Source organism: Kitasatospora sp. NPDC057936 (genome assembly GCF_042887525.1).
GTDB lineage: Bacteria > Actinomycetota > Actinomycetes > Streptomycetales > Streptomycetaceae > Kitasatospora.
The window spans coordinates 14,457-36,418 of record NZ_JBHVPD010000075.1; the positions used below are offsets into that span (position 1 = coordinate 14,457).

At 71.3% G+C, this 21,962-nt stretch carries 21 protein-coding genes; 9 read left to right on the forward strand and 12 right to left on the reverse strand.

Translation table 11 applies throughout. From position 1 onward, the window contains the following. Positions 1-151: 151 nt before the first annotated feature. From ACFVU9_RS31730 to ACFVU9_RS31765, 8 genes are read right to left on the reverse strand one after another with little or no spacing between them, the layout of a single operon-like run. A complete protein-coding gene (locus ACFVU9_RS31730) occupies positions 152-562 on the reverse strand; it encodes a metal-sulfur cluster assembly factor (protein ID WP_380444475.1) in 411 nt (136 codons plus the stop codon). Between the two features lie 22 nt (positions 563-584). Next, the gene (sufU, locus tag ACFVU9_RS31735; protein WP_380444473.1) at positions 585-1,037 is read right to left on the reverse strand and encodes a Fe-S cluster assembly sulfur transfer protein SufU; all 453 of its coding nucleotides are present in this window, start codon (positions 1,035-1,037) and stop codon (positions 585-587) included. A gap of 17 nt (positions 1,038-1,054) precedes the next feature. After that, complete coding sequence (locus ACFVU9_RS31740) at positions 1,055-2,314, reverse strand: cysteine desulfurase (protein WP_380444471.1); 1,260 nt, start codon at positions 2,312-2,314, stop codon at positions 1,055-1,057. Then, entirely contained in the window at positions 2,311-3,075 is a 765-nt protein-coding gene (gene sufC, locus ACFVU9_RS31745) for a Fe-S cluster assembly ATPase SufC (RefSeq protein ID WP_380444470.1), read from the reverse strand. Before sufC ends, ACFVU9_RS31740 begins: the two co-directional genes overlap by 4 nt. Before the next feature lie 6 nt (positions 3,076-3,081). Then, positions 3,082-3,399 (reverse strand): bifunctional 3-phenylpropionate/cinnamic acid dioxygenase ferredoxin subunit, encoded by a 318-nt coding sequence (locus ACFVU9_RS31750; protein ID WP_329928500.1) that lies wholly within the window; start codon positions 3,397-3,399, stop codon positions 3,082-3,084. Between the two features lie 5 nt (positions 3,400-3,404). Continuing rightward, complete coding sequence (gene sufD, locus ACFVU9_RS31755; RefSeq protein WP_387599329.1) at positions 3,405-4,637, reverse strand: Fe-S cluster assembly protein SufD; 1,233 nt, start codon at positions 4,635-4,637, stop codon at positions 3,405-3,407. Positions 4,638-4,696: 59 nt separating this feature from the next. Next, positions 4,697-6,112: a Fe-S cluster assembly protein SufB gene (sufB, locus tag ACFVU9_RS31760; protein ID WP_380444466.1), complete on the reverse strand. Its 1,416-nt coding sequence runs from the start codon at positions 6,110-6,112 to the stop codon at positions 4,697-4,699. A 9-nt stretch (positions 6,113-6,121) separates the two neighbouring features. Further along, positions 6,122-6,964 carry a helix-turn-helix transcriptional regulator gene (locus ACFVU9_RS31765; protein WP_380444464.1) on the reverse strand — a complete coding sequence of 281 codons (843 nt, stop codon included), beginning with the start codon at positions 6,962-6,964 and terminating at the stop codon, positions 6,122-6,124. A 163-nt stretch (positions 6,965-7,127) separates the two neighbouring features. Between ACFVU9_RS31765 and ACFVU9_RS31770 the strand changes: the two genes are divergently transcribed. After that, positions 7,128-8,057 carry an ABC transporter ATP-binding protein gene (locus ACFVU9_RS31770; protein WP_387599333.1) on the forward strand — a complete coding sequence of 310 codons (930 nt, stop codon included), beginning with the start codon at positions 7,128-7,130 and terminating at the stop codon, positions 8,055-8,057. 41 nt (positions 8,058-8,098) lie between these two features. Then, positions 8,099-8,818 carry an ABC transporter permease gene (locus ACFVU9_RS31775; RefSeq protein ID WP_380444482.1) on the forward strand — a complete coding sequence of 240 codons (720 nt, stop codon included), beginning with the start codon at positions 8,099-8,101 and terminating at the stop codon, positions 8,816-8,818. A 73-nt stretch (positions 8,819-8,891) separates the two neighbouring features. Here ACFVU9_RS31775 and ACFVU9_RS31780 read toward each other — a convergent pair whose 3' ends face one another. Together ACFVU9_RS31780 and ACFVU9_RS31785 are read right to left on the reverse strand one after the other, a co-directional pair. Continuing rightward, positions 8,892-9,596 carry an LAETG motif-containing sortase-dependent surface protein gene (locus ACFVU9_RS31780; RefSeq protein ID WP_380444460.1) on the reverse strand — a complete coding sequence of 235 codons (705 nt, stop codon included), beginning with the start codon at positions 9,594-9,596 and terminating at the stop codon, positions 8,892-8,894. A 299-nt stretch (positions 9,597-9,895) separates the two neighbouring features. Continuing rightward, on the reverse strand, positions 9,896-11,212 hold the full coding sequence (locus ACFVU9_RS31785; protein WP_387599336.1) for a choice-of-anchor A family protein: 1,317 nt from the start codon (positions 11,210-11,212) through the stop codon (positions 9,896-9,898). 177 nt (positions 11,213-11,389) lie between these two features. Between ACFVU9_RS31785 and ACFVU9_RS31790 the strand changes: the two genes are divergently transcribed. Beyond that, a complete protein-coding gene (locus ACFVU9_RS31790; protein WP_387599373.1) occupies positions 11,390-12,370 on the forward strand; it encodes a heme A synthase in 981 nt (326 codons plus the stop codon). Positions 12,371-12,444: 74 nt separating this feature from the next. Here ACFVU9_RS31790 and ACFVU9_RS31795 read toward each other — a convergent pair whose 3' ends face one another. Then, on the reverse strand, positions 12,445-12,777 hold the full coding sequence (locus ACFVU9_RS31795) for a hypothetical protein (RefSeq protein ID WP_387599339.1): 333 nt from the start codon (positions 12,775-12,777) through the stop codon (positions 12,445-12,447). Between the two features lie 92 nt (positions 12,778-12,869). Between ACFVU9_RS31795 and ACFVU9_RS31800 the strand changes: the two genes are divergently transcribed. Then, positions 12,870-13,511 carry a DUF2461 domain-containing protein gene (locus tag ACFVU9_RS31800; RefSeq protein ID WP_380444455.1) on the forward strand — a complete coding sequence of 214 codons (642 nt, stop codon included), beginning with the start codon at positions 12,870-12,872 and terminating at the stop codon, positions 13,509-13,511. A gap of 78 nt (positions 13,512-13,589) precedes the next feature. Here the strand turns inward: ACFVU9_RS31800 and ACFVU9_RS31805 are convergent, their stop codons facing one another. After that, entirely contained in the window at positions 13,590-14,537 is a 948-nt protein-coding gene (locus ACFVU9_RS31805) for a heme o synthase (RefSeq protein ID WP_380444454.1), read from the reverse strand. Between the two features lie 448 nt (positions 14,538-14,985). Here ACFVU9_RS31805 and tkt point away from each other — a divergent pair, with 448 nt between their 5' ends. The 5 genes from tkt to pgl all read left to right on the forward strand — a co-directional run bounded on the left by tkt (position 14,986) and on the right by pgl (position 21,825). After that, on the forward strand, positions 14,986-17,085 hold the full coding sequence (gene tkt, locus ACFVU9_RS31810) for a transketolase (protein WP_387599343.1): 2,100 nt from the start codon (positions 14,986-14,988) through the stop codon (positions 17,083-17,085). 85 nt (positions 17,086-17,170) lie between these two features. Next, on the forward strand, positions 17,171-18,313 hold the full coding sequence (gene tal, locus ACFVU9_RS31815) for a transaldolase (RefSeq protein ID WP_380444452.1): 1,143 nt from the start codon (positions 17,171-17,173) through the stop codon (positions 18,311-18,313). Between the two features lie 70 nt (positions 18,314-18,383). Beyond that, positions 18,384-19,931 carry a glucose-6-phosphate dehydrogenase gene (gene zwf / locus ACFVU9_RS31820; RefSeq protein ID WP_380444480.1) on the forward strand — a complete coding sequence of 516 codons (1,548 nt, stop codon included), beginning with the start codon at positions 18,384-18,386 and terminating at the stop codon, positions 19,929-19,931. Beyond that, on the forward strand, positions 19,928-21,040 hold the full coding sequence (opcA, locus tag ACFVU9_RS31825) for a glucose-6-phosphate dehydrogenase assembly protein OpcA (protein ID WP_380444450.1): 1,113 nt from the start codon (positions 19,928-19,930) through the stop codon (positions 21,038-21,040). Before zwf ends, opcA begins: the two co-directional genes overlap by 4 nt. After that, a complete protein-coding gene (pgl, locus tag ACFVU9_RS31830) occupies positions 21,037-21,825 on the forward strand; it encodes a 6-phosphogluconolactonase (RefSeq protein ID WP_380444449.1) in 789 nt (262 codons plus the stop codon). Before opcA ends, pgl begins: the two co-directional genes overlap by 4 nt. Positions 21,826-21,962 lie beyond the last annotated feature (137 nt).

Here is a 21,962-nt window from a genome sequence, read left to right on the forward strand (position 1 = left end):
GTCGGGTGGGTTGGTTTTTTTTTATATTATCCCGCAACGTGAACTCCATGGGGCAACCCGGGGGGGTGTCCCCCGGGCGGCCGGCTACGGGTAACCGCGAAAACGCCGCGGCCCGGAGTCCCGGGCAGCGGCGTTCGGTACGGCGAAGACCTCAGACGTTGAAGCCCAACGCGCGCAGCTGGTCGCGGCCGTCGTCGGTGATCTTGTCCGGGCCCCACGGCGGCATCCAGACCCAGTTGATCCGCAGGTCCTGCACCAGGCCGTCGGTGGCGGTCTTGGCCTGGTCCTCGATGACGTCGGTCAGCGGGCAGGCCGCCGAGGTGAGCGTCATGTCGATGGTGGCCACGTCGGACTCGTCGATGTGGATGCCGTAGATCAGGCCCAGGTTGACGACGTCGATGCCCAGTTCGGGGTCGACGACGTCCATCAGGGCCTCGGTCAGGTCCTCGACGGAGACGGTGCCGGCGGTGGTGCCGACGATCAGGCCGGTCGGCTGCTCCCCCGCGGCGGTGTCCGCAGCGGAGGCCGTGGCGTCGGCGGTGGTGGTGCTCTCGTCACTCATGGTTGGTCCTCCTCTGCTCGGGTCAGTCGTTCACGGCGGGGTGCTGGGCGAGCGCCTTGGCGGTGGCGTCCTTCCAGGCCATCCAGCTCAGCAGGGCGCACTTGACGCGGGCCGGGTACTTGGAGACGCCGGCGAACGCGACCGCGTCCTCCAGCACCTCCTCGTCGCCCTCGCCCTGGCCCTTGCTCTGCATCAGCTCCAGGAAGGCCTCCTGGACGGCCTGCGCCTCGCCCACGGTCTTGCCGACCACCAGGTCGTTCAGCACCGAGGCGCTGGCCTGGCTGATCGAACAGCCCTGGGACTCGTAGGACACGTCCACGACCTTCGCGCCGTCGAGCTTCACCCGAAGGGTGATCTCGTCGCCGCAGGTCGGGTTGACGTGGTGCACCTCGGCGTCGCCGTCCCGCAGCCCCTTGCCGTGGGGGTTGCGGTAGTGGTCCAGGATGATGTCCTGGTACATCGAGTCGAGCTTCATGTCCTGCGCCTGTCCCGTCAGCCGAAGAAGTTCCGGACGTGGTGCAGGCCGTCGATCAGCGCGTCGACCTCGCCCGGCGTCGAGTACAGATAGAACGACGCCCGCGTGGTCGCCGGAATTCCGTACCGCAGGCACACCGGCCGCGCGCAGTGGTGGCCGACGCGCACGGCGATGCCCTGCTCGTCCAGCACCTGGCCCACGTCGTGCGGGTGGATGTCGCCGAGGGTGAAGGAGATCGCGGCACCGCGGTCCACGGCCGTGCGCGGGCCGATGATCCGCAGGTCGGGGACCTCCAGCAGGCGCTCCACCGCGTACTCGGTGATGGCGTGCTCGTGCGCGGCGATCTTGTCCATGCCGATCGACGACAGGTAGTCGATGGCCGCGCCGAGCCCGACCGCCTGGGCGATCGGCGGGGTGCCGGCCTCGAACTTGTGCGGCGCCGGGGCGTAGGTGGACGAGCCCATGGTGACGGTCTCGATCATCTCGCCGCCGCCGAGGAACGGCGGGAGGTCCTCCAGCAGCTCCTGGCGGCCCCAGAGCACGCCGATGCCGGTCGGGGCCAGCATCTTGTGGCCGGTGAAGGCGACGAAGTCGGCCTCCAGCGCCTGCACGTCCAGCACCATGTGCGGCGCGGCCTGCGAGGCGTCGATGAGGACCAGCGCGCCGACCGACTGGGCCTTGCGCACGATCGTCTCGACCGGGTTGACGGTGCCGAGCAGGTTGGAGACCAGGGTGAAGGAGACCACCTTGGTCTTCTCGGTGATCAGCTCGTCGATGTTCGACAGGTCGAGCCGGCCCTCGTCGGTCAGCCCGAACCACTTGAGCTTCGCGCCGGTGCGCTGCGAGAGCAGCTGCCACGGGACGATGTTGGAGTGGTGCTCCATCTCCGTGATGACGATCTCGGAGTCGGCGTCCACCCGGTACGGCTCGTCGGCCCAGCCGAGCATGTTGGCGACGAGGTTGAGCGACTCCGAGGCGTTCTTGGTGAAGATCACCTCGTTGCGGCTCGGCGCGTTGACGAACGCCGCGACCTTGTCGCGCGCGCCCTCGTACAGGGCCGTGGCCTCCTCGGCGAGCACGTGCACGCCGCGGTGGACGTTGGCGTTGTGCCGCTCGTAGTAGGCGTTCAGGGCTTCGAGCACCTGGCGCGGCTTCTGCGAGGTCGCCGCGTTGTCCAGGTAGACCAGCGGCTTGTCCTCGTGCAGCACGCGCTGCAGGACCGGGAAGTCCTTGCGGATCGCGTCGGTGTCGAGCAGACCGGTCAGCGTATGGGTCACTCGGAAGCGCCACCCTTCACGTACGTCTCGTAGCCCTCGTTCTCCAGCTTGTCGGCGAGCTCGGCGCCGCCGGACTCGACGATGCGGCCGCCCGCGAACACGTGGACGTAGTCGGGCTTGATGTACCGCAGGATGCGGGTGTAGTGGGTCACCAGGAGGGTGCCGACCTCGCCGGTCGCGCGGACCCGGTTGATGCCCTCGGAGACGATCCGCAGCGCGTCGACGTCCAGGCCGGAGTCGGTCTCGTCGAGGATCGCGATCTTCGGCTTGAGGAGCTCCAGCTGGAGGATCTCGTGGCGCTTCTTCTCACCGCCGGAGAAGCCCTCGTTGACGTTGCGCTCGGCGAAGGCCGGGTCCATCTGGAGGGCGGCCATCGCCTCCTTGACCTCCTTGACCCACAGGCGCAGCTTCGGGGCCTCGCCGCGGACCGCGGTGGCGGCGGTGCGCAGGAAGTTGCTCACCGAGACGCCCGGGACCTCGACCGGGTACTGCATGGCGAGGAACACGCCGGCCTTGGCGCGCTCGTCGACGGACATCTCCAGGACGTCCTCGCCGTCCAGCAGCACGGAGCCGCCGGTGACGGTGTACTTGGGGTGGCCGGCCAGCGAGTAGGCCAGGGTGGACTTGCCGGAGCCGTTCGGACCCATGATGGCGTGGGTCTCGCCCTGCTTCACGGTCAGGTCGACGCCCTTCAGGATCTCGCGCGGGCCGTTCTCGGCGTCGACGGAGACGTGCAGGTCGCGGATTTCAAGGGTTGCCATGTGTACTCAGGACTCCTGGTTGACGGAGACGAGCACATCGTCCCCTTCGATCTTTACGGGGTAGACAGCGACCGGCTTGGTGGCGGGCAGGCCGGAGGGCTTGCCGGTGCGCAGGTCGAAGCTGGAGCCGTGCAGCCAGCACTCGATCATGCAGTCCTCGACCTCGCCCTCGGAGAGCGAGACGTTCGCGTGCGAGCAGGTGTCGTTGATCGCGAACACCCCCTCGTCGGTGCGGACCACGGAGACCGGCACGCCGTTGAGGTCGACGCGCTTGGGGACGTCCTCCTGGAGGTCGCTCAGCGCGCAGGCACGGAGGTAGGTCATCGGGGTCAGACCGCCGCTTCCAGCTCGGCCTCGATCTTCTCCATGAGCTGGTCCTGGACCTCGGCCACGCCGATCTGCTGGAGCAGCTCGGCGAAGAAGCCGCGCACGACCAGGCGGCGGGCCTCGTCCGCGGGGATGCCGCGGGCCTGCAGGTAGAACAGCTGCTCGTCGTCGAAGCGGCCGGTGGCGGAGGCGTGGCCGGCGCCGACGATCTCGCCGGTCTCGATCTCCAGGTTCGGGATCGAGTCGACCCGGGCGCCGTCGGTGAGCACCAGGTTGCGGTTGAGCTCGTAGGTGTCGGTGCCGAGGGCGGCGGCGCGGATCAGCACGTCGCCGACCCAGACCGCGTGGGCGTCCTTGCCCTGCAGCGCGCCCTTGTAGGCCACGTTGGACCGGCAGTGCGGCGTGTCGTGGTCGATGACCAGGCGGTGCTCGAGGTGCTGGCCGGCGTCGGCGAAGTAGAGGCCGAACAGCTCGGCCTCGCCGCCGGGGCCGGCGTAGTTGACCCGCGGGTGGAGGCGGACCAGGTCGCCGCCGAAGGTGACGACGACGGACTTGAACGAGGCGTCGCGGCCGACCAGCGCGTTGTGCTGCGCGGCGTGGACGGCGTCGCGGTCCCAGTCCTGGACGGAGACGAAGGTGAGCTTCGCGCCGTCGCCGACCAGGAGCTCGACGTTGGCGGCGCGGGTGCCGGTGCCGACGTGGTTGAGCACCACGACGGCCTCGGCGAACGGCTTGACGTCGATCACCACGTGGGCGAAGCGGACCCCGCCCTCGGCGCGCACGTCGATCCGGACCGGCTCGGTGAGCACCGCGTCCTTGGGCACGGTGACGACCAGGGCCTGCTCGAAGGCGCTGAACGCCTGGGCGGCGACCCGGTCGACCGGCTTGCCGGCCTTGCCCAGGCGGGCGTCGTCGCGGCCGACGGTCTCGGCGGTGACGCCCTCGGGCAGCGCGAACTCGACCTTGTCCTCGCCCCGCTCGGCGGCGGCGGCGGCGGTGCCGTCGTGCAGGCCGCCGAGGCGGTGCATCGGCGTGAACCGCCAGTCCTCCTCGCGGCCGGTCGGCACCGGGAAGTCGTTCACGTCGAAGGACGGCTTGACCGCGACGCGCGCGTCGATCGGCTGCTGGACCGTGGCCCGGCCGGTGCCGGGGCCGGCGAGCTGCGCGCCCGCACCGGCGGTGCCGACCTCGATCGAACCGGCGGTGGTGGAGCCGGTGGTGTTCTGCTCAGCCATGGCTGTTCGTTGTGCTCTCTTCCTCGGAATTCAATGGATGGCGGGTGCTCGGCCGGGGGTCAGCCGACCGCGCCCTCCATCTGCAGCTCGATCAGCCGGTTGAGCTCCAGCGCGTACTCCATCGGCAGCTCGCGCGCGATCGGCTCGACGAAGCCGCGCACGATCATCGCCATCGCCTCGAACTCGGTCATGCCCCGGCTCATCAGGTAGAACAGCTGGTCCTCGCTGACCTTGGAGACGGTCGCCTCGTGGCCCATGGACACGTCGTCCTCGCGGACGTCCACGTACGGGTAGGTGTCCGAGCGGGAGATGGTGTCGACCAGCAGCGCGTCGCACAGGACGTTGGACTTGGCGCCGTGCGAGCCCTCGCCGATCTCGATCAGACCGCGGTAGGAGGTCCGGCCGCCGCCGCGCGCCACCGACTTGGAGACGATGTTGGAGGAGGTGTTCGGCGCCATGTGCACCATCTTGGCGCCGGCGTCCTGGTGCTGGCCCTCGCCCGCGAAGGCGATCGACAGGGTCTCGCCCTTGGCGTGCTCGCCCATCAGGTAGACGGCCGGGTACTTCATGGTGACCTTGGAGCCGATGTTGCCGTCGACCCACTCCATGGTCGCGCCCTCGTACGCCACGGCGCGCTTGGTGACCAGGTTGTAGACGTTGTTCGACCAGTTCTGGATGGTCGTGTAGCGGCAGCGGCCGCCCTTCTTGACGATGATCTCGACGACCGCCGAGTGCAGCGAGTCGGAGGAGTAGATCGGCGCGGTGCAGCCCTCGACGTAGTGGACGTAGGCGTCCTCGTCGACGATGATCAGCGTCCGCTCGAACTGGCCCATGTTCTCGGTGTTGATCCGGAAGTAGGCCTGCAGCGGGATGTCGACGTGCACGCCCTTCGGCACGTAGATGAACGAGCCGCCGGACCACACCGCCGTGTTCAGCGCGGCGAACTTGTTGTCGCCGGCCGGGATGACGGTGCCGAAGTACTCCTTGAAGATCTCCGGGTGCTCGCGCAGCGCGGTGTCGGTGTCCAGGAAGATGACGCCCTGCTCCTCCAGGTCCTCGCGGATCTGGTGGTAGACGACCTCGGACTCGTACTGGGCGGCGACACCGGCGACCAGGCGCTGCTTCTCCGCCTCCGGGATGCCCAGCTTGTCGTAGGTGGCCTTGATGTCCGCGGGCAGGTCCTCCCAGGACTCGGCCTGCTTCTCGGTCGAGCGGACGAAGTACTTGATGTTGTCGAAGTCGATGCCGGAGAGGTCGGAGCCCCAGGTCGGCATGGGCTTCTTGCCGAACAGCTTCAGGCCCTTGAGCCGCAGGTTCAGCATCCACTCGGACTCGCTCTTCTTCGCCGAGATGTCGCGGACGACGTCCTCGCTGAGCCCGCGCTTGGCCGCGGCACCGGCGGTGTCCGGGTCGGCCCAGCCGTACTCGTAATTGCCGAGGCCTTCGAGCTCGGGGTGCGAAACGGTGTCAGTCATGCGAGCTTCCTAACGCGCGGACGCTGAATCTTCGGTGGACGTACCGGCAGTCGGCACTGCATCGGGACCCGGCCGCGCGCTGCGCGCGGCGGACGACGATGCGGCACCGGGTGCCGGCACATAGGTGGTGCAGACCCCGTCGCCGTGGGCGATGGTGGCCAGCCGTTGCACATGGGTGCCCAGGAGCTGGGAGAAGACCTCGGTCTCCGCCTCGCAGAGCTGGGGGAACTGCTCGGCGATGTGCGCGACCGGGCAGTGGTGCTGGCAGAGCTGGGCGCCCGCCGGGGCCTTCGCCGCGGCCGACGGGACCCGCCGCACCGTGGCAGCGTACCCGTCCGCGCTCAGCGCCTGGGCGAGCGCCTCGGTGCGCTCGGAGGCTTCGGCCGTTCGCAGGGTCTCCAGGTACTTCTGGCCCTGCTTGCCGAAGCGGGCGCGCGCGAAGGCGGCGACCGCCTCCTCGCCCGCCTTGCCGCCGCCCACCGAGTCGGAGATCCAGCGCAGCGCGTCGGCCGCGAGCTGGTCGTACGCCTGGTAGAAGGCGTCCCGGCCACCGTCGGTGAGGGCGAAGACCTTGGCCGGACGGCCCCGGCCGCGGCTGCCGTAGACCCGCTGGTCGCGGGACTCGACCAGGCCCGCGGCGGCCAGTCCGTCGAGGTGGCGGCGCACGGCGGCGGCGGTGAGGCCGAGCCGGGTCGCGAGGTCGGCGGCGGAGGACGGGCCGTGGTCCAGGATCGACCGGGCGACCCGGTCGCGCGTGGCGCGGTGGCCCTCCAGCAGCACCTCGGCCGCCGTCACGGGCACGTCACAGCCGGGGGCCGACTCGGCCTCCTGGTGCGTGGCGTGCTCGCGCATGTTTTTCACAACACCAGTGTTGCGTAATTACTTCCAACAGGACAAGCCGTGATCCAGGCCTCACCCGTGTCATCAGTCACGCAGGTAAGGCTTACCTGACCTGCAGAAACGATCACCGAGGCCCCGGCGGGGCCCGGCGTGAGGCCCTCTTAGACTCGCCGGTATGCACTCCGAACCCGCGGTCCAGATCGCCGGGCTGGTCAAGCGGTACGGCGACAAGTCGGCCGTGGACGGCCTCGACCTCACCATCGCGCGCGGCGCGATCACCGCCGTCCTCGGCCCCAACGGCGCCGGCAAGACCACCACCATCGAGACCTGCGAGGGCTACCGCCGCCCCGACGCCGGCACCGTCCGCGTCCTCGGCCTCGACCCGGTCGCCCAGCACGCCGCCCTGCGCCCGCGGATCGGCGTCATGCTGCAGTCCGGCGGGGTGTACGCGGGCGCCCGCGCCGTCGAGATGCTGCGGCACACCGCCACGCTGCACGCCCACCCGCTGGACGTCGACGCCCTGGTCGAGCGGCTCGGCCTCGGCTCCTGCGGCCGCACCACCTACCGGCGCCTCTCCGGCGGCCAGCAGCAGCGGCTCGCCCTCGCCATGGCCGTGGTCGGCCGCCCCGAGCTGGTCTTCCTCGACGAGCCCACCGCCGGCCTCGACCCGCAGGCCCGCCGGGCCACCTGGGAGCTGGTCCGCGACCTGCGCCGGGACGGCGTCACCGTGGTCGTCACCACGCACCACATGGACGAGGCCGAGCAGCTCGCCGACCACGTCGCCATCGTCGACCGCGGCAGGGTCATCGCCGCCGGCACCCCCGAGGAGCTGTGCCGCGGCGGCGCCGAGAACGCGCTGCGCTTCGACGGCCCGCCCGGACTCGACCTCGGCCCGCTGCTCAAGGAGCTGCCCGGGGGCACGGCCGCCACCGAGACGGCCCCCGGCAGCTACCGCGTCGAGGCCGCGACCGTGGACCCGCAGCTGCTGGCCGCCGTCACCTCCTGGTGCGCGGCCTCCGGCATCCTCCCCGAGCGGCTCGCCGTGCAGCGCCGCAGCCTCGAAGACGTCTTCCTCGACCTGACCGGACGGGACCTGCGCTCGTGACCGACTACTCCCCCAGGCCGGGTGCGGCCCCCGTCGGCCGGATGCTGCTCGCGCAGACCGCGTTCGAGACCAGGATGCTGCTGCGCAACGGCGAGCAGCTGCTGCTCACGGTCGTCATCCCGACCGTCCTGCTGGTGCTGTTCTCCGCCGTCGACGTCGTCGCGGTGGAGGGCCCCGGCAAGCGGGTCGACTTCCTGGCACCCGGTCTGCTGGCGCTCGCCGTGATGTCCACCGCGTTCACCGGCCAGGCCATCGCCACCGGCTTCGAGCGCCGCTACGGCGTGCTGAAGCGGCTCGGCGCGAGCCCGCTGCCGCGCTGGGCGCTGCTGACCGCCAAGACCGGCTGCGTGCTGGTCACCGAGGCGCTGCAGGTCGCGCTGCTGTCGGTGATCGCGCTGGCGCTCGGCTGGTCCCCGCACGGCGACCCGTTCTCGGTGGCCGCGCTGCTGGTCCTCGGCACGGCCGCCTTCTCCGGGCTCGGCCTGCTGATGGCCGGCACGCTCAGGGCCGAGGCGACACTGGCCGCCGCGAACCTCGTGTTCATCCTGCTGCTGCTGGGGGGCGGGGTGATCGTGCCGCTGACCAAGTTCCCGTCCGCCGTGCAGTCGGTGCTGGAGCTGCTGCCGATCGCGGCGCTCTCGGACGGCCTGCGGTCCGTCCTGCAGACCGGTGCCGGGGTGCCGTGGTCGGACCTCGGGATCCTGGCCGGCTGGGCCGTCGTCGGCCTGGCCGCCGCCGCGCGCTTCTTCCGCTGGGAGTAGTCCCGGCCGTCAACGCACGGCGCCCCCCGGCCACTTGAGGCCGGGGGGCGCCGTGCGTACTACCGGTGGACCGTCAGCTCTGGCTGCCGCCACGGCGCTTGCGGGCGAACAGCACGATCGCGCCGCCGAGCAGCAGCACCCCGGCGCCGGCCGCCGCGATGACGGGGGTGGCCGAGCTGCCACCGGTCTCGGCGAGGGCCGGGCCACCGGTGCTCGGCGCCGGGGCCGGGGTCTTGCTCGCGGGCGGCGTCACCGACGGGGCCGCGGTGCCCGGCGGGGTGGTGCTCGGGGTCGGCGTCACGCTGGGGACCGGCGTCGGCGGGGTGGTCGGCGTCGTCGTCGGGGTCGGCGTGGGGGTGGGCGTCTTGGTGGGCGTGGGCGTGGGCGTGGGGGTCGGCGTCGGCGTGTGGCAGGGCTGGATCGTCTCGGACTCGTCGATGTTCCAACCGGGCTCGGCCGGGGTCTCCGTGGTGGTCACCACGAAGGTCGCCTTGATCGGCGCGGAGTGGTCCTTCACCGGGAAGGTGCCGTGGAACTCCTTGCCGAACTTCTTGTCCAGCACCTTCTCACCGTCGATGGTGAGCGTGACGTTGTTCGTCACGGTGTCCTTCTCGCTGTACTTGACCAGATCGATCACGATCTTGTCGCAGTCCACCTTCCACGCCGGCACGTGGGCCGAAGCCGGCCCGGCCAGGCTCAGGGGCAGGAGGATTCCGGCCGCCACCGTACCGGCGAGTGCCGCCGCTCCGATCCCGAAGTGCCGCTGCTGTCGTGCCATTGCCCTGTTCCCCTCCGAACGGTCTTGTGCAGCAGGCGTGTTGAGTGCTTCGCGGTGGCCCGCTACGGCTGTCCGGGGGACTCTACCGGCACTCCCGCACCTCGCCACACCCCGCCGTACGACCGGATTTCGTCTGTCGGTCTCACGATGGATGTGCATGACCAGCCCACCACAGGCGCCACCACGCACAACGCGGAATCGGCGAACCCGAATGGACTTCGTCACCTGACTGAAAAAACGCAGCCCCCGGTGATCAGGTTCAATCACCGGGGGCGCGGCTTCGATCAGCCGACGAACGGTCAGGCCTTCTTCGCCGCCCGACGACGCGTCGCCACGACGATTCCACCGCCGGCCGCGAGCACCACGGCGCCGCCGATCGCCAGCGGCAGGACGGGCCCGGAACCGGTGTGCGCGAGCCCGCCTCCGGTGTTCGCCGACGCCGAGGGGCTCGCCGGCGCGGAGGCCGCCGGCGCACTGGTGGACGGCGAGGCGGACGCACTCGGCGACGCGCCCCCGCTCGGCTTCCCGCCCGCCGGTCCCGACGGCGTCCCCGACGGCGTTCCGGACGGCTGCGCGGTGGCGCCCGGCGTCGACGGCGTGCCGGTCGGCACCACCGGCGGCACGGTCGGCGTCCCGGTCGGGGTCGCGGACGGCGTCGGGAGGACGGCCGGCAGGCAGCCGGTGAAGGGGTAGTGGTGCGTCTCGGCGCCGCCCTTGCCGGTCAGCGAGGCGGCGATCACCGAGCCGTTGACCGGGCCGCCGCTGCCGAGGTCGAAGGCGGCGTTCGGGGCGAGCACGGTACCGGCCCAGGCGGCCTTGCTGCTCTTGACCACCTTGGTCGCGGACGGGAAGTTCCAGAGCAGCCCGGCCCGGACGGCACCGCCGGCCGCGCTCTGGAGCTTGTCGTCCAGGACGTAGGCCGCCTTGGCCTCGTCCCACAGCTGGAAGCCGGTGGTCCCGGCCGCCGCCATGTCGTACGACGAGCCGGTCACGGTGACGACGGTCACCGAGCCGGCCGGCACCCGGACGAAGACGTCCTTCGCGCCCTGGAGCTTCGCGGCGTCGACGGTGAAGCCGTTGTACTTCGCGTCCCCGCCGGTCAGCGTCAGCCTGCCGCCGTCGGCCTGGACGGTGGCCCCGGCGGTCTGCGACACGGCGGCCAGCGCGGCGGAGGCGGCGCGCAGCTTGGCGAACTCGGCCTTGAAGTCGATCGGGGAGGCACCCCGGCCGACCTTGCCCTGGTGAGCCTCCAGCACCCCGGTCAGCGTGCCGCCGTAGACGCCGTCGCCCTTCATCACCTGGGTGTTGGTACCGGTCAGATCGCCGGCCACCACGAGGGCGTTGCCGCCCGGCAGGGCGGCGACCTGCTCGGCGGTGAGCTCCTGGCCGACCGAGAAGCCACCGCGGAAGTCGGCGTTGCCGCCCACCGCGACCGCGCCCTCGGCGTCCGGGGTGTGGGTGTCGTCGCCCTCGACGAACTCGCCGTAGAGGCCGGCGACCCCGAGGCCGCGGCACTCCTGGTCGGCGCCGACGGCCTGGGCGGCCGGCGCGACGAGGCCGGCCAGTGCGAGCGAGCCGCCGACCGCGAGCGCGGCGGCGGACGTGGATATGCGCATGTACAGAGCTCCGCTTACGTGCGGGAGGAGTGGAGGGGGCCCGAAAAAGGTCTGGACCAATCCGCACTCTTTCGGCCGAACGGGTGAATGGTCAAGACCATTGACCGCCTTGACCGTAAGATCCGCTTTTGCGCTGACCCATGCCCCGCCCCAAGATCGGCTGTAAGGCCCCCTACGATTGACCGCGTGCTGAACCCCTTCTCCCTGCTCGCCGACCGCTGGCAGCCGTCCGCCGCGATGGTCCGGCGTGCCGCATTCGCCGCGCTGGTGATGAGCGTGGTGATCGTCGTCACCGGCGGCGCCGTCCGCCTCACCGCCTCCGGCCTCGGCTGCACCACCTGGCCCCGCTGCACCGACGAGAGCCTGACGCCCACCGCCGAGATGGGCTTCCACGGCATCGTCGAGTTCACCAACCGGATGCTCACCTACGTGCTGAGCGCCGCGGTCGGCTGGGCGATCCTGGCCGCGCGCTGCCACCGCCCCTGGCGCCGCAGCCTGACGAAGCTGGGCTGGGCGCAGTTCTGGCTGGTGATGAGCAACGCCGTCCTCGGCGGCATCACCGTGCTGACCGGCCTCAACCCGTACACCGTCGCGCTGCACATGATCGCCGCGATGGCCCTGGTGTGGGTCGCGCTGCTGATGTGGGAGCGCAGCAAGGAGGGCGACGGCCCGGCGAAGCTCGCGGTGGCCGGCCCGATCCACCGGCTCTCCTACGTGCTGGTCGCCGCGATCGGAACGCTCGTCGCCGCCGGCACCCTGGTCACCGGCGCCGGCCACCACCCCGGCACGCCGCAGGACAACAAGATCGTGCCGCGCATCCCGATCGACTACGACCGCCTCGCGCAGTTCCACGCCGACTTCGCGTTCGTCTCGGTCGGCCTGGCGATTGCCGTGATCTTCGTCTTCGCAGCGGTCAAGGCCCCGCAGCCCGCCCGCGCCCGGGCCAAGGAACTCCTCGCCGTGCTCCTGCTCCAGGGCGTGCTCGGCTTCGTCCAGTACTTCACCGACGCTCCCGAGCTCATGGTCGGCCTGCACATGTTCCTGGCCACGCTGACCTGGATCGCCGCCCTGCGCGTCCCCCTCGCCCTGCGCACCCGCGCGGACGGGGACGCCCCCGGACAGCTGCCCGCGCAGACCCCGCAGACCGCCTCGGTCTGACCGCTGCGACACGCACGACGGCCCGGCTCCCCCACAAAGGGAGCCGGGCCGTTCGCCGTACGGGGGCCGGGCGGTCAGCCGCCGAGCTGGATGCCGGCCATCCGCTTCCACTCGTACGGGCCGGTCTTCACCTTGAGGGCCAGCTCGCCCTCGAAGTCGTCGTGCAGGGTCAGCCCGGCCAGCTCGGCGGCCCGGCGGCCGACGGCGTAGCTCGGGGCCACCTGGTCGCCCCAGGCACCGTCCGCGCCGACCACGACGATCCGGGTGGCCACGGCGCCGACGTACTCGACGACCGCGTCGGCGCTGCCGCCGTGCTGCGCGGCGAAGCTGGTCAGGTTCCTGGCGATGCGCTTGGCGCGGCGCTCGGTGCGGGCGTCCGACGCGGCGGGGGTGGTCTCTGCGCTCATGCCCGCATGCTACCCACCGGTAGCGGCGCTGGCGACGGGAGCACCCTGTGCACCGGGCCACATACTGCCCCCGCTCGATCCATACTGGCCGTGTGACCTTCTCCGGCTGGCCTGCCGAGGCGCTCGAATTCTACGAGCACCTGGAGGCCGACAACTCGAAGACCTTCTGGCAGGCCCACAAGGACCGCTACGACGAGGCCGTGCGCGCCCCCATGGAGGAGCTGCTGGCCGAGCTTGAACCGGAGTTCGGGCCGGGGAAGATCTTCCGCCCCAACCGCGACGTCCGCTTCAGCGCCGACAAGTCCCCGTACAAGACGCACATCGGCGCCCACCTGGAGGCGGGCGGCTACGTCCAGCTCTCCGCCGACGGCCTGGCCTGCGGCAACGGCATGTACCAGCTCGCCGCGGACCAGCTGGAGCGCTACCGCGCGGCCGTCGCCGAGGACGTCTCCGGGGCCGAACTGGAGCGCGTGATCGCCCGGGTGGAGAAGGACGGCCCGCAGGTCTTCGGCCGCGACAGCCTGAAGTCCGCCCCGCGCGGCTACCCCAAGGACCACCCCAGGATCGAGCTGCTGCGCCACAAGGGCCTCGTGGCCTGGCAGGAGTGGCCGCCCGCGAAGTGGCTGGGCACCCGCACCGCGCACACCCGGATCGCCGCCTTCCTGCGGGCCTCCCAGCCGCTCAAGGACTGGCTGGACGGCCACGTCGGCCCGTCCGGACTCCCGGCCCGATGAAGGCCGGCGAACAAGGCCGGTGAACGCGGAAGAGCCCCGGTCCACCCGGACCGGGGCTCTTCTTCCGTACTGCCGCGCCTACTTCACGAACGGGTCGATCGCGCAGACCACGAACAGCAGCGACAGGTAGGTGATCGACCAGTGGAACAGCCGCATCTCCTTCAGCTTCGCGCCGACGACCCCGGCCTTGGCCCGCGCGTACAGCGCGTGCGCCTCGCGCAGCCAGGCCGCGCCGAGCACCACCGCGGCGACCGGGTACAGCCAGCTCATGTGCCCCAGCGGCCACAGCGCCAGCGAGACGGCCACCATGACCCAGGAGTAGGCGACGACCTGCTTGCCCACCGCCACGTTGCCCTTGACCACCGGCAGCATCGGCACGCCGGCGCGCAGGTAGTCGTCGCGCACCTTCATCGACAGCACCCAGGTGTGCGGCGGCGTCCAGAAGAACACCACCAGGAAGAGGATGACCGCCGCCCAGGACAGGGAGTTGGTGACGGAGGACCAGCCGACGAGCACCGGCATGCAGCCCGCGATGCCGCCCCACACGATGTTCTGCGAGGTGCGCCGCTTGAGGCCCAGCGTGTAGACGAAGACGTAGAACAGCAGGGCGCCGAGCGCGAGTCCGGAGGACAGCCAGTTGACGCCGAAACCGAGCAGCAGCGTCGAGACGACCGCGAGGACGATGCCGAACACCAGCGCCTCGCGCGGCGACACCATGCCGGTGACGATCGGGCGCCGCTCGGTGCGCGACATCACCGCGTCGATGTCGCGGTCGATGTACATGTTGAGGGCGTTGGCGCCGCCCGCCGAGAGGTAGCCGCCGACCACGACCTTCAGCACCAGCAGCATGTTCGGGACGCCCTGCTGGGCCAGGAACATCACCGGAACCGTGCTCATCAGCAGCAGTTCGATGATCCGCGGCTTGGTCAGTGCGACGAACGCGCCGACACGGGCCCCGATGGGCCGGTGCGCAGGAGTCGCCCCGGTGACCCCGGCGGGACGGGTTTCGACGGCGGTCACTAACACCCCAACTGAAGATGAATCCTCGCAGGCGTCGAAGGAAACGAAGGTCCCGAATCGTCCGCTCTGCGCGTACCACGCCACCTTAGACGCTCCATATCTCCCCACCGGCTCCGGGGTCCCCCGGCGGGGCGGAACGCACACCCCTGGGTGAACCCACGAACTCCGACCACTCGGTCCCGCCTCCCCCGTCCTGCTCATCGGAGGGGCAGGGCCCGCCAAAACAGGAGAGCCTGGGACAAAACGCCCCAGAGCGGCATCGTGGGAATCGCCATACCCGAATTCCGGTTGTCCCAGCACGCAGGGTGAGCCCCGGGCCGGACGGTAGGCTCGCACACAGAAGCGGGATCTACCCTCCGTGACCGGCACCACCAGCGTCGGGACCACAGCGCCGTGGCCGACCGGGTCCCCTTCACGGGGTCACTCTTCACAACGGAAGGAGCCCTGAGACAGGGTGAGCACGACGCCGACGAACACATTCGAGTGGTCCGAACTGGATGAGCGCACGGTTGACACGGCCCGGGTCCTGGCCATGGACGCCGTCCAGAAGGTCGGCAACGGACACCCCGGGACGGCCATGTCGCTGGCCCCGGCGGCGTACCTGATCTTCCAGCGTTTCCTGCGCCACGACCCCACCGACCCCTCCTGGGTGGGGCGCGACCGATTCGTCCTCTCCCCCGGGCACACCAGCCTGACCCTCTACACCCAGCTCTACCTCTCGGGCTACGGCCTGGAGCTGGACGACCTCAAGGCCTTCCGCGTCGCGGGCAGCCGCACCCCCGGTCACCCCGAGCACGGCCACACCGCCGGCGTCGAGACCACGACCGGTCCGCTCGGCCAGGGCATCGCCAACGCGGTCGGCATGGCGATGGCCGCCCGCTACGAGCGCGGCCTCTTCGACCCGGACGCCCCGGCCGGCGAGTCCCCGTTCGACCACACGATCTGGGCCATCGTCTCCGACGGCGACCTGGAGGAGGGCATCTCGGCCGAGGCCTCCTCGCTGGCCGGGCACCAGCAGCTGGGCAACCTCGTCGCCCTGTACGACGACAACCACATCTCCATCGAGGGCGACACCGAGACGGCCTTCTCCGAGGACGTCCTCAAGCGCTACGAGGCGTACGGCTGGCACGTCCAGCGGGTCACCCCGAAGGCGAACGGCGACATCGACGTCGCCGCCCTCGCCGACGCGCTGGCCGCCGCCAAGGCCGAGACCGCCCGCCCGTCGATGATCGCTATGCGCACGATCATCGCCTGGCCGGCCCCGGACGCCCAGAACACCGCCAAGGCCCACGGCTCCGCCCTCGGCGCCGCCGAGATCGCCGCCACCAAGAAGGTCCTGGGCTTCGACCCGGAGAAGACCTTCGAGGTCTCCGACAAGGTCATCGAGCACGCCCGCCTGGTGATCAAGCGCGGCAAGGCCGCCCGCGACGCGTGGCAGGGCTCCTTCGAGGCCTGGCGCGCCGCCAACCCGCACCGGGCCGGCGAGTTCGACCGCATCCAGGCCGGCGAGCTGCCCGAGGGCTGGAAGAAGACCGTCCCGTCCTTCCCGGCCGGGAAGGACGTCGCCACCCGCAAGGCCTCCGGCGAGACCCTCAAGGCGATCGGCGCGGTGGTCCCGGAGCTGTGGGGCGGCTCGGCCGACCTCGCGGAGTCCAACCTCACCACCATCGACGAGGAGAGCTCCTTCCTCCCCGAGGGCAACCCGCTGAAGTCGGCGAGCCCGTACGGCCGGACGATCCACTTCGGCATCCGCGAGCACGCCATGGGCTCGACCATGAACGGCATCGCCCTGCACGGCAGGACCCGCGTGTACGGCGGCACCTTCCTGGTCTTCGCGGACTACATGCGCCCGGCCGTCCGCCTGGCCGCGCTCATGAAGCTGCCGGTCACCTACGTCTGGACGCACGACTCCATCGGCCTCGGCGAGGACGGCCCGACCCACCAGCCGGTCGAGCACCTGGCCTCGCTGCGCGCCATCCCGGGCCTGTCCATGGTCCGCCCGGCCGACGCCAACGAGACCGCCGTCGCCTGGCGCACCGTCATCGAGCGGCAGACCAGCCACCCCGGCCCGGTCGGCCTGGCGCTCACCCGCCAGAACGTCCCGACCTTCGACCGCGAGGTCTTCGGCTCCGCCGAGGGCACCGCGAAGGGCGGCTACATCCTGGCCGAGGCCGGCAACGGCGACCCGCAGGTGATCCTCCTGGGCACCGGCTCCGAGGTCCAGCTGGCCGTCAAGGCCCGCGAGGTCCTGGAGGCCGAGGGCATCGCCACCCGCGTCGTCTCGCTGCCGTCCTTCGAGTGGTTCCAGGAGCAGGACCAGGCCTACCGCGACAGCGTGCTGCCGCCGTCGGTCAAGGCCCGCGTCTCGGTCGAGGCCGGCATCGCCCAGGGCTGGCGCGAGCTGGTCGGCGACCACGGCCGGATCGTTTCGCTGGACCACTTCGGCGCCTCCGCGGACTACCAGGTGCTGTTCGAGGAGTTCGGCCTGACCGCCGAGCGCGTGGTGGCCGAGGCCCACAACGCCCTGCGCTCCCTCGAAGCCGTCAACCGCTAGCCCCTCGGGCCGCGTACCCGCCCCCACGCGGGTACGCGGCCCCTCTGACGACCCCACGAAGACAGAAGAAGAAGGACTGAGCACCATGACCGACGCACTCAAGCGCCTCAGCGACGAAGGCGTGGCGATCTGGCTGGACGACCTCAGCCGCAAGCGGCTGAACTCCGGCAACCTGGCCGAGCTGGTGCAGAACAAGCACGTGGTGGGCGTCACCACCAACCCGACCATCTTCCAGAAGGCCATCGCCGGCAGCGGCGACAGCTCCTACGACGGCCAGCTGCGCGACCTCGCCGTCCGCAAGGTCACCACCGACGAGGCGATCCGCATGATCACCACCTCGGACGTGCGCGACGCCGCCGACGTGCTGCGCCCGGTCTACGACGCCTCCAACGGCCGCGACGGCCGCGTCTCCATCGAGGTCGACCCGCGCCTGGCGCACGAGACCGCCCCCACCGTCGCCGAGGCCAAGCAGCTGTGGTGGCTGGTCGACCGCCCGAACGTCTTCATCAAGATCCCCGCCACCAAGGCCGGCCTGCCCGCCATCGCCGAGGTCATCGGCAAGGGCATCAGCGTCAACGTCACGCTGATCTTCTCGCTGGACCGCTACAAGGCCGTCATGGACGCCTACCTGACCGGCCTGGAGTCCGCCAAGGCCAAGGGCCTGGACCTCTCCCAGATCGAGTCCGTCGCCTCCTTCTTCGTCTCCCGCGTGGACACCGAGATCGACAAGCGCCTGGACAAGATCGGCGGCGACGCCAAGAACCTGCGCTCCAAGGCCGCCCTGGCCAACGCCCGCCTCGCCTACCAGGCGTACGAGGACGTCTTCGGCAGCGTCGACGGCCAGACCGCCGGCAGCGCCCGCTGGAAGGCCCTGGAGGCCGCCGGCGCCAAGCCGCAGCGCCCGCTCTGGGCCTCCACCGGCGTCAAGGACCCGGCCCTGCCGGACACCCTGTACGTCACCGAGCTGGTCGCCCCCGGCACCGTGAACACGATGCCCGAGGCCACCCTGGACGCCACCGCCGACCACGGCGTGGTCACCGGCAACACCATCGTCCCCAACTACGCCGACGCCAAGGCCGTCCTGGACGCCATCGCGGCCGCCGGCGTGGACTACGACGACGTGGTCCAGGTGCTGGAGGACGAGGGCGTCGAGAAGTTCGAGCAGTCCTGGACCGAGCTGCTCGACACCGTCACCGCCTCGCTCGCGTCCTTCGCCGACGAGAAGTGACCCCTGCTCACCGCCAGCGCACGAAAGCGGAGCCCATCAAGTGAGCACTGATTTCCCCGAGTTGACACCGGTGTCGGACGCGGACGATCTCCCGGCCACTCCCGTCAACCCGCTTCGTGACCCCGCAGACCGACGGCTCCCGCGCATCGCGGGGCCGTCGGGCCTGGTCATCTTCGGGGTCACCGGCGACCTGTCCCGCAAGAAGCTGATGCCGGCGATCTACGACCTCGCCAACCGCGGACTGCTGCCGCCGGGCTTCTCGCTCGTCGGCTTCGCCCGCCGCGAGTGGGAGGACGAGGACTTCGCGAAGGAGGTCCACGACGCGGTCAAGGACCACGCCCGGACCCCGTTCCGGGAGGAGGTCTGGCAGCAGCTCGCCAAGGGCATGCGCTTCGTCCAGGGCACCTTCGACGACGACGACGCCTTCGACAAGCTCCGGGCGACCATCGAGGAGCTCGACAAGGCCCAGGGCACCGGCGGCAACTTCGCCTTCTACCTGTCCGTCCCGCCGAAGTTCTTCCCGACCGTCGTCCAGCAGCTCAAGAAGCACGGCCTGGCCGACCCTCCGCAGGGCTCCTGGCGCCGCGCCGTCATCGAGAAGCCCTTCGGCCACGACCTGGAGAGCGCGCAGGAGCTCAACAAGGTCGTCCACGAGGTCTTCCCGCGCGACGAGGTCTTCCGGATCGACCACTACCTGGGCAAGGAGACGGTCCAGAACATCCTGGCGCTGCGCTTCGCGAACCAGATGTTCGAGCCGATCTGGAACCGGTCCTACGTCGACCACGTGCAGATCACGATGGCCGAGGACATCGGCATCGGCGGCCGCGCCGGCTACTACGACGGCATCGGCTCCGCCCGCGACGTCATCCAGAACCACCTGCTCCAGCTGATGGCGCTCACCGCCATCGAGGAGCCCGCCTCCTTCCACCCCAAGGCGCTGGTCGCCGAGAAGCTGAAGGTGCTCAGCGCCGTCAAGCTCCCGGCCGACCTCGGCCGGCACACCGTGCGCGGCCAGTACGCGGCCGGCTGGCAGGGCGGCGAGGAGGTCGTCGGGTACCTCGACGAGGACGGCATCGACCCGGACTCCAAGACCGACACCTACGCGGCCATCAAGCTGGAGATCAACAACCGCCGCTGGGCGGGCGTCCCGTTCTACCTGCGCACCGGCAAGCGCCTCGGCCGCCGCGTCACCGAGATCGCGGTCGTCTTCCAGCGCGCCCCGTACCTGCCGTTCGACTCCTACGCGACCGAGGAGCTCGGGCAGAACGCCCTGGTCATCCGGGTCCAGCCGGACGAGGGCGTGACGGTGCGGTTCGGCTCCAAGGTCCCCGGCACCTCCTTCGAGGTCCGCGACGTCACGATGGACTTCGCCTACGGCGAGTCCTTCACCGAGTCCAGCCCCGAGGCCTACGAGCGGCTCATCCTCGACGTGCTGCTCGGCGACGCCAACCTGTTCCCGCGCCACCAGGAGGTCGAGCTCTCCTGGCAGATCCTCGACCCGATCGAGAGGTACTGGGACACCCACGGCAAGCCTGCCCAGTACGCGGCGGGGACCTGGGGCCCCGTCGAGGCGGACGAGATGCTCGCACGAGACGGCAGGAGCTGGCGCCGGCCATGAAGATCGACCTCACCAACACGACGTCGAGCAAGATCAACGCCGCCCTCATGGAGGCGCGCCGGGCCGGTGGCAGCACCGCCGCCGGCATGGTGCTCACCCTGGTGATCGTGACCGACGAGGGCAGCGCCTACGACGCCCTCAAGGCCGCCAACGACGCCTCCCGCGAGCACCCCTCGCGCACCCTCGCGGTGATCAAGCGCGCCGGGCGCTCGCCCCGGGCCCGCGCCGAGACCCGCCTGGACGCCGAGATCCTGGTCGGCTCGGACGCCGGCTCCGGCGAGACGGTCATCCTGCGCATGCACGGCGAACTCGCCGCGCACGCCCAGTCCGTCGTCCTGCCGCTGCTGCTGCCGGACGCCCCGGTCGTCGTCTGGTGGCCGGACAACGCGCCGCTCCACCCGGCGCAGGACCCGCTCGGCTCGATCGCCCAGCGCCGGATCACCGACGCGGTCACCGCCGAGTCCCCGGTCGGCCAGCTCGCCCAGCGGGCCCAGAGCTACACCCCGGGCGACACCGACCTGGCCTGGACCCGGATCACCGGCTGGCGCTCGATGCTCGCCGCGGCGCTCGACCAGCGCCCGTCGCAGATCGTCTCCGCCGTGGTGGAGGGCGAGTCGTACAACCCCAGCGTCGAGCTGCTCGGCCTGTGGCTGCACAACCGCCTGCACGTCCCGGTCGAGCGCGTCGTCACCGGCGGCCCCGGCATCACCGCGGTGCACCTGCGCACCAAGGACGGGGACATCACCCTGGACCGCCCGGACGGCCTGATGGGCACCCTGTCGATGCCCGGCTCGCCGGACCGCCAGGTGGCGCTCAAGCGGCGCGAGACCTCGGAGCTGATCGCCGAGGAGCTGCGCCGGCTCGACCCGGACGACATCTACTCGACGGCCGTGCGCACGCCCGTGGACCGCCTCCACGAGCCCGCCAACGCCGAGACGGTGGCCGCCGGGCGGCTCGCCCAGGCGGTCTCCGACGTGCCGGTGGCCAACCCCGACCGGGTGACGGCCGCCGCCGCGGAGAAGAAGCCCGCGGCGAAGAAGGCCGCCAGGAAGGCCGCGGAGAAGGCCGACGAGCCGGCCGGCGAGCAGGCCGCCGGGGACAGCGCATGACCAACGCCACCCCGCAGCTCGTCGTCCACCGCGACAAGGAGCTGATGGCCCAGGCGGCCGCGGCCCGGCTCATCACCCGGATCGTGGACGCCCAGGCCGCCCGCGGCACCGCCTCGGTGGTGCTCACCGGCGGCCGCAACGGCAACGCCCTGCTGGCCGCGATCGCCGCCTCCCCGGCGCGCGACGCGGTCGACTGGGCGCGGCTGGACCTCTGGTGGGGCGACGAGCGCTTCGTGCCCGCCGCGGACCCGGACCGCAACGCCGTCCAGGCCCGCGCCGAGCTGCTCGACGCCGTCCCGCTCGACCCGGCGCGGGTGCACGAGATGCCCGCCTCGGACGGCGTGGACGGCTCGGACGTCGAGGCCGCCGCCGCCCGCTACGCACAGGAGCTGGCGAAGGCGGCCGGACCGGGCGACCGGACCGGCGTGCCGGCCTTCGACGTGCTGCTGCTGGGCGTCGGCCCGGACACCCACGTCGCGTCGCTGTTCCCGGAGCACCCGGGCGTGCGGGAGACCGAGCTGACGGTGGTCGGCGTGCGCGGGGCCCCCAAGCCCCCGCCGACCCGGATCTCGCTCACCCTCCCGGCGATCCGGGCGGCCCGCGAGGTCTGGCTGCTGGCGGCCGGCGAGGACAAGGCGGGCGCGGTCGCGCTGGCCCTGTCCGGCCCGGGCGAGATCCAGGCGCCCGCCTCCGGCGCGTACGGCCGCGGCCGCACGCTGTGGCTGCTGGACCGGGCCGCCGCCGAGCGGATCCCGCCGCAGCTGTACCCGCCGGCCTCGGCCTAGGGACTCAACGCCGAAGGGCGCCCCCCGCCGTGTCGGGGGGGCCCCGCCGGGGTGCGGGGCCGATACAGGGTGGTTTAAAAAAAAACCAGCCCACCAGACCCAGAATAAAATCGTATTGCCTCATCTGGTTTTAAAAT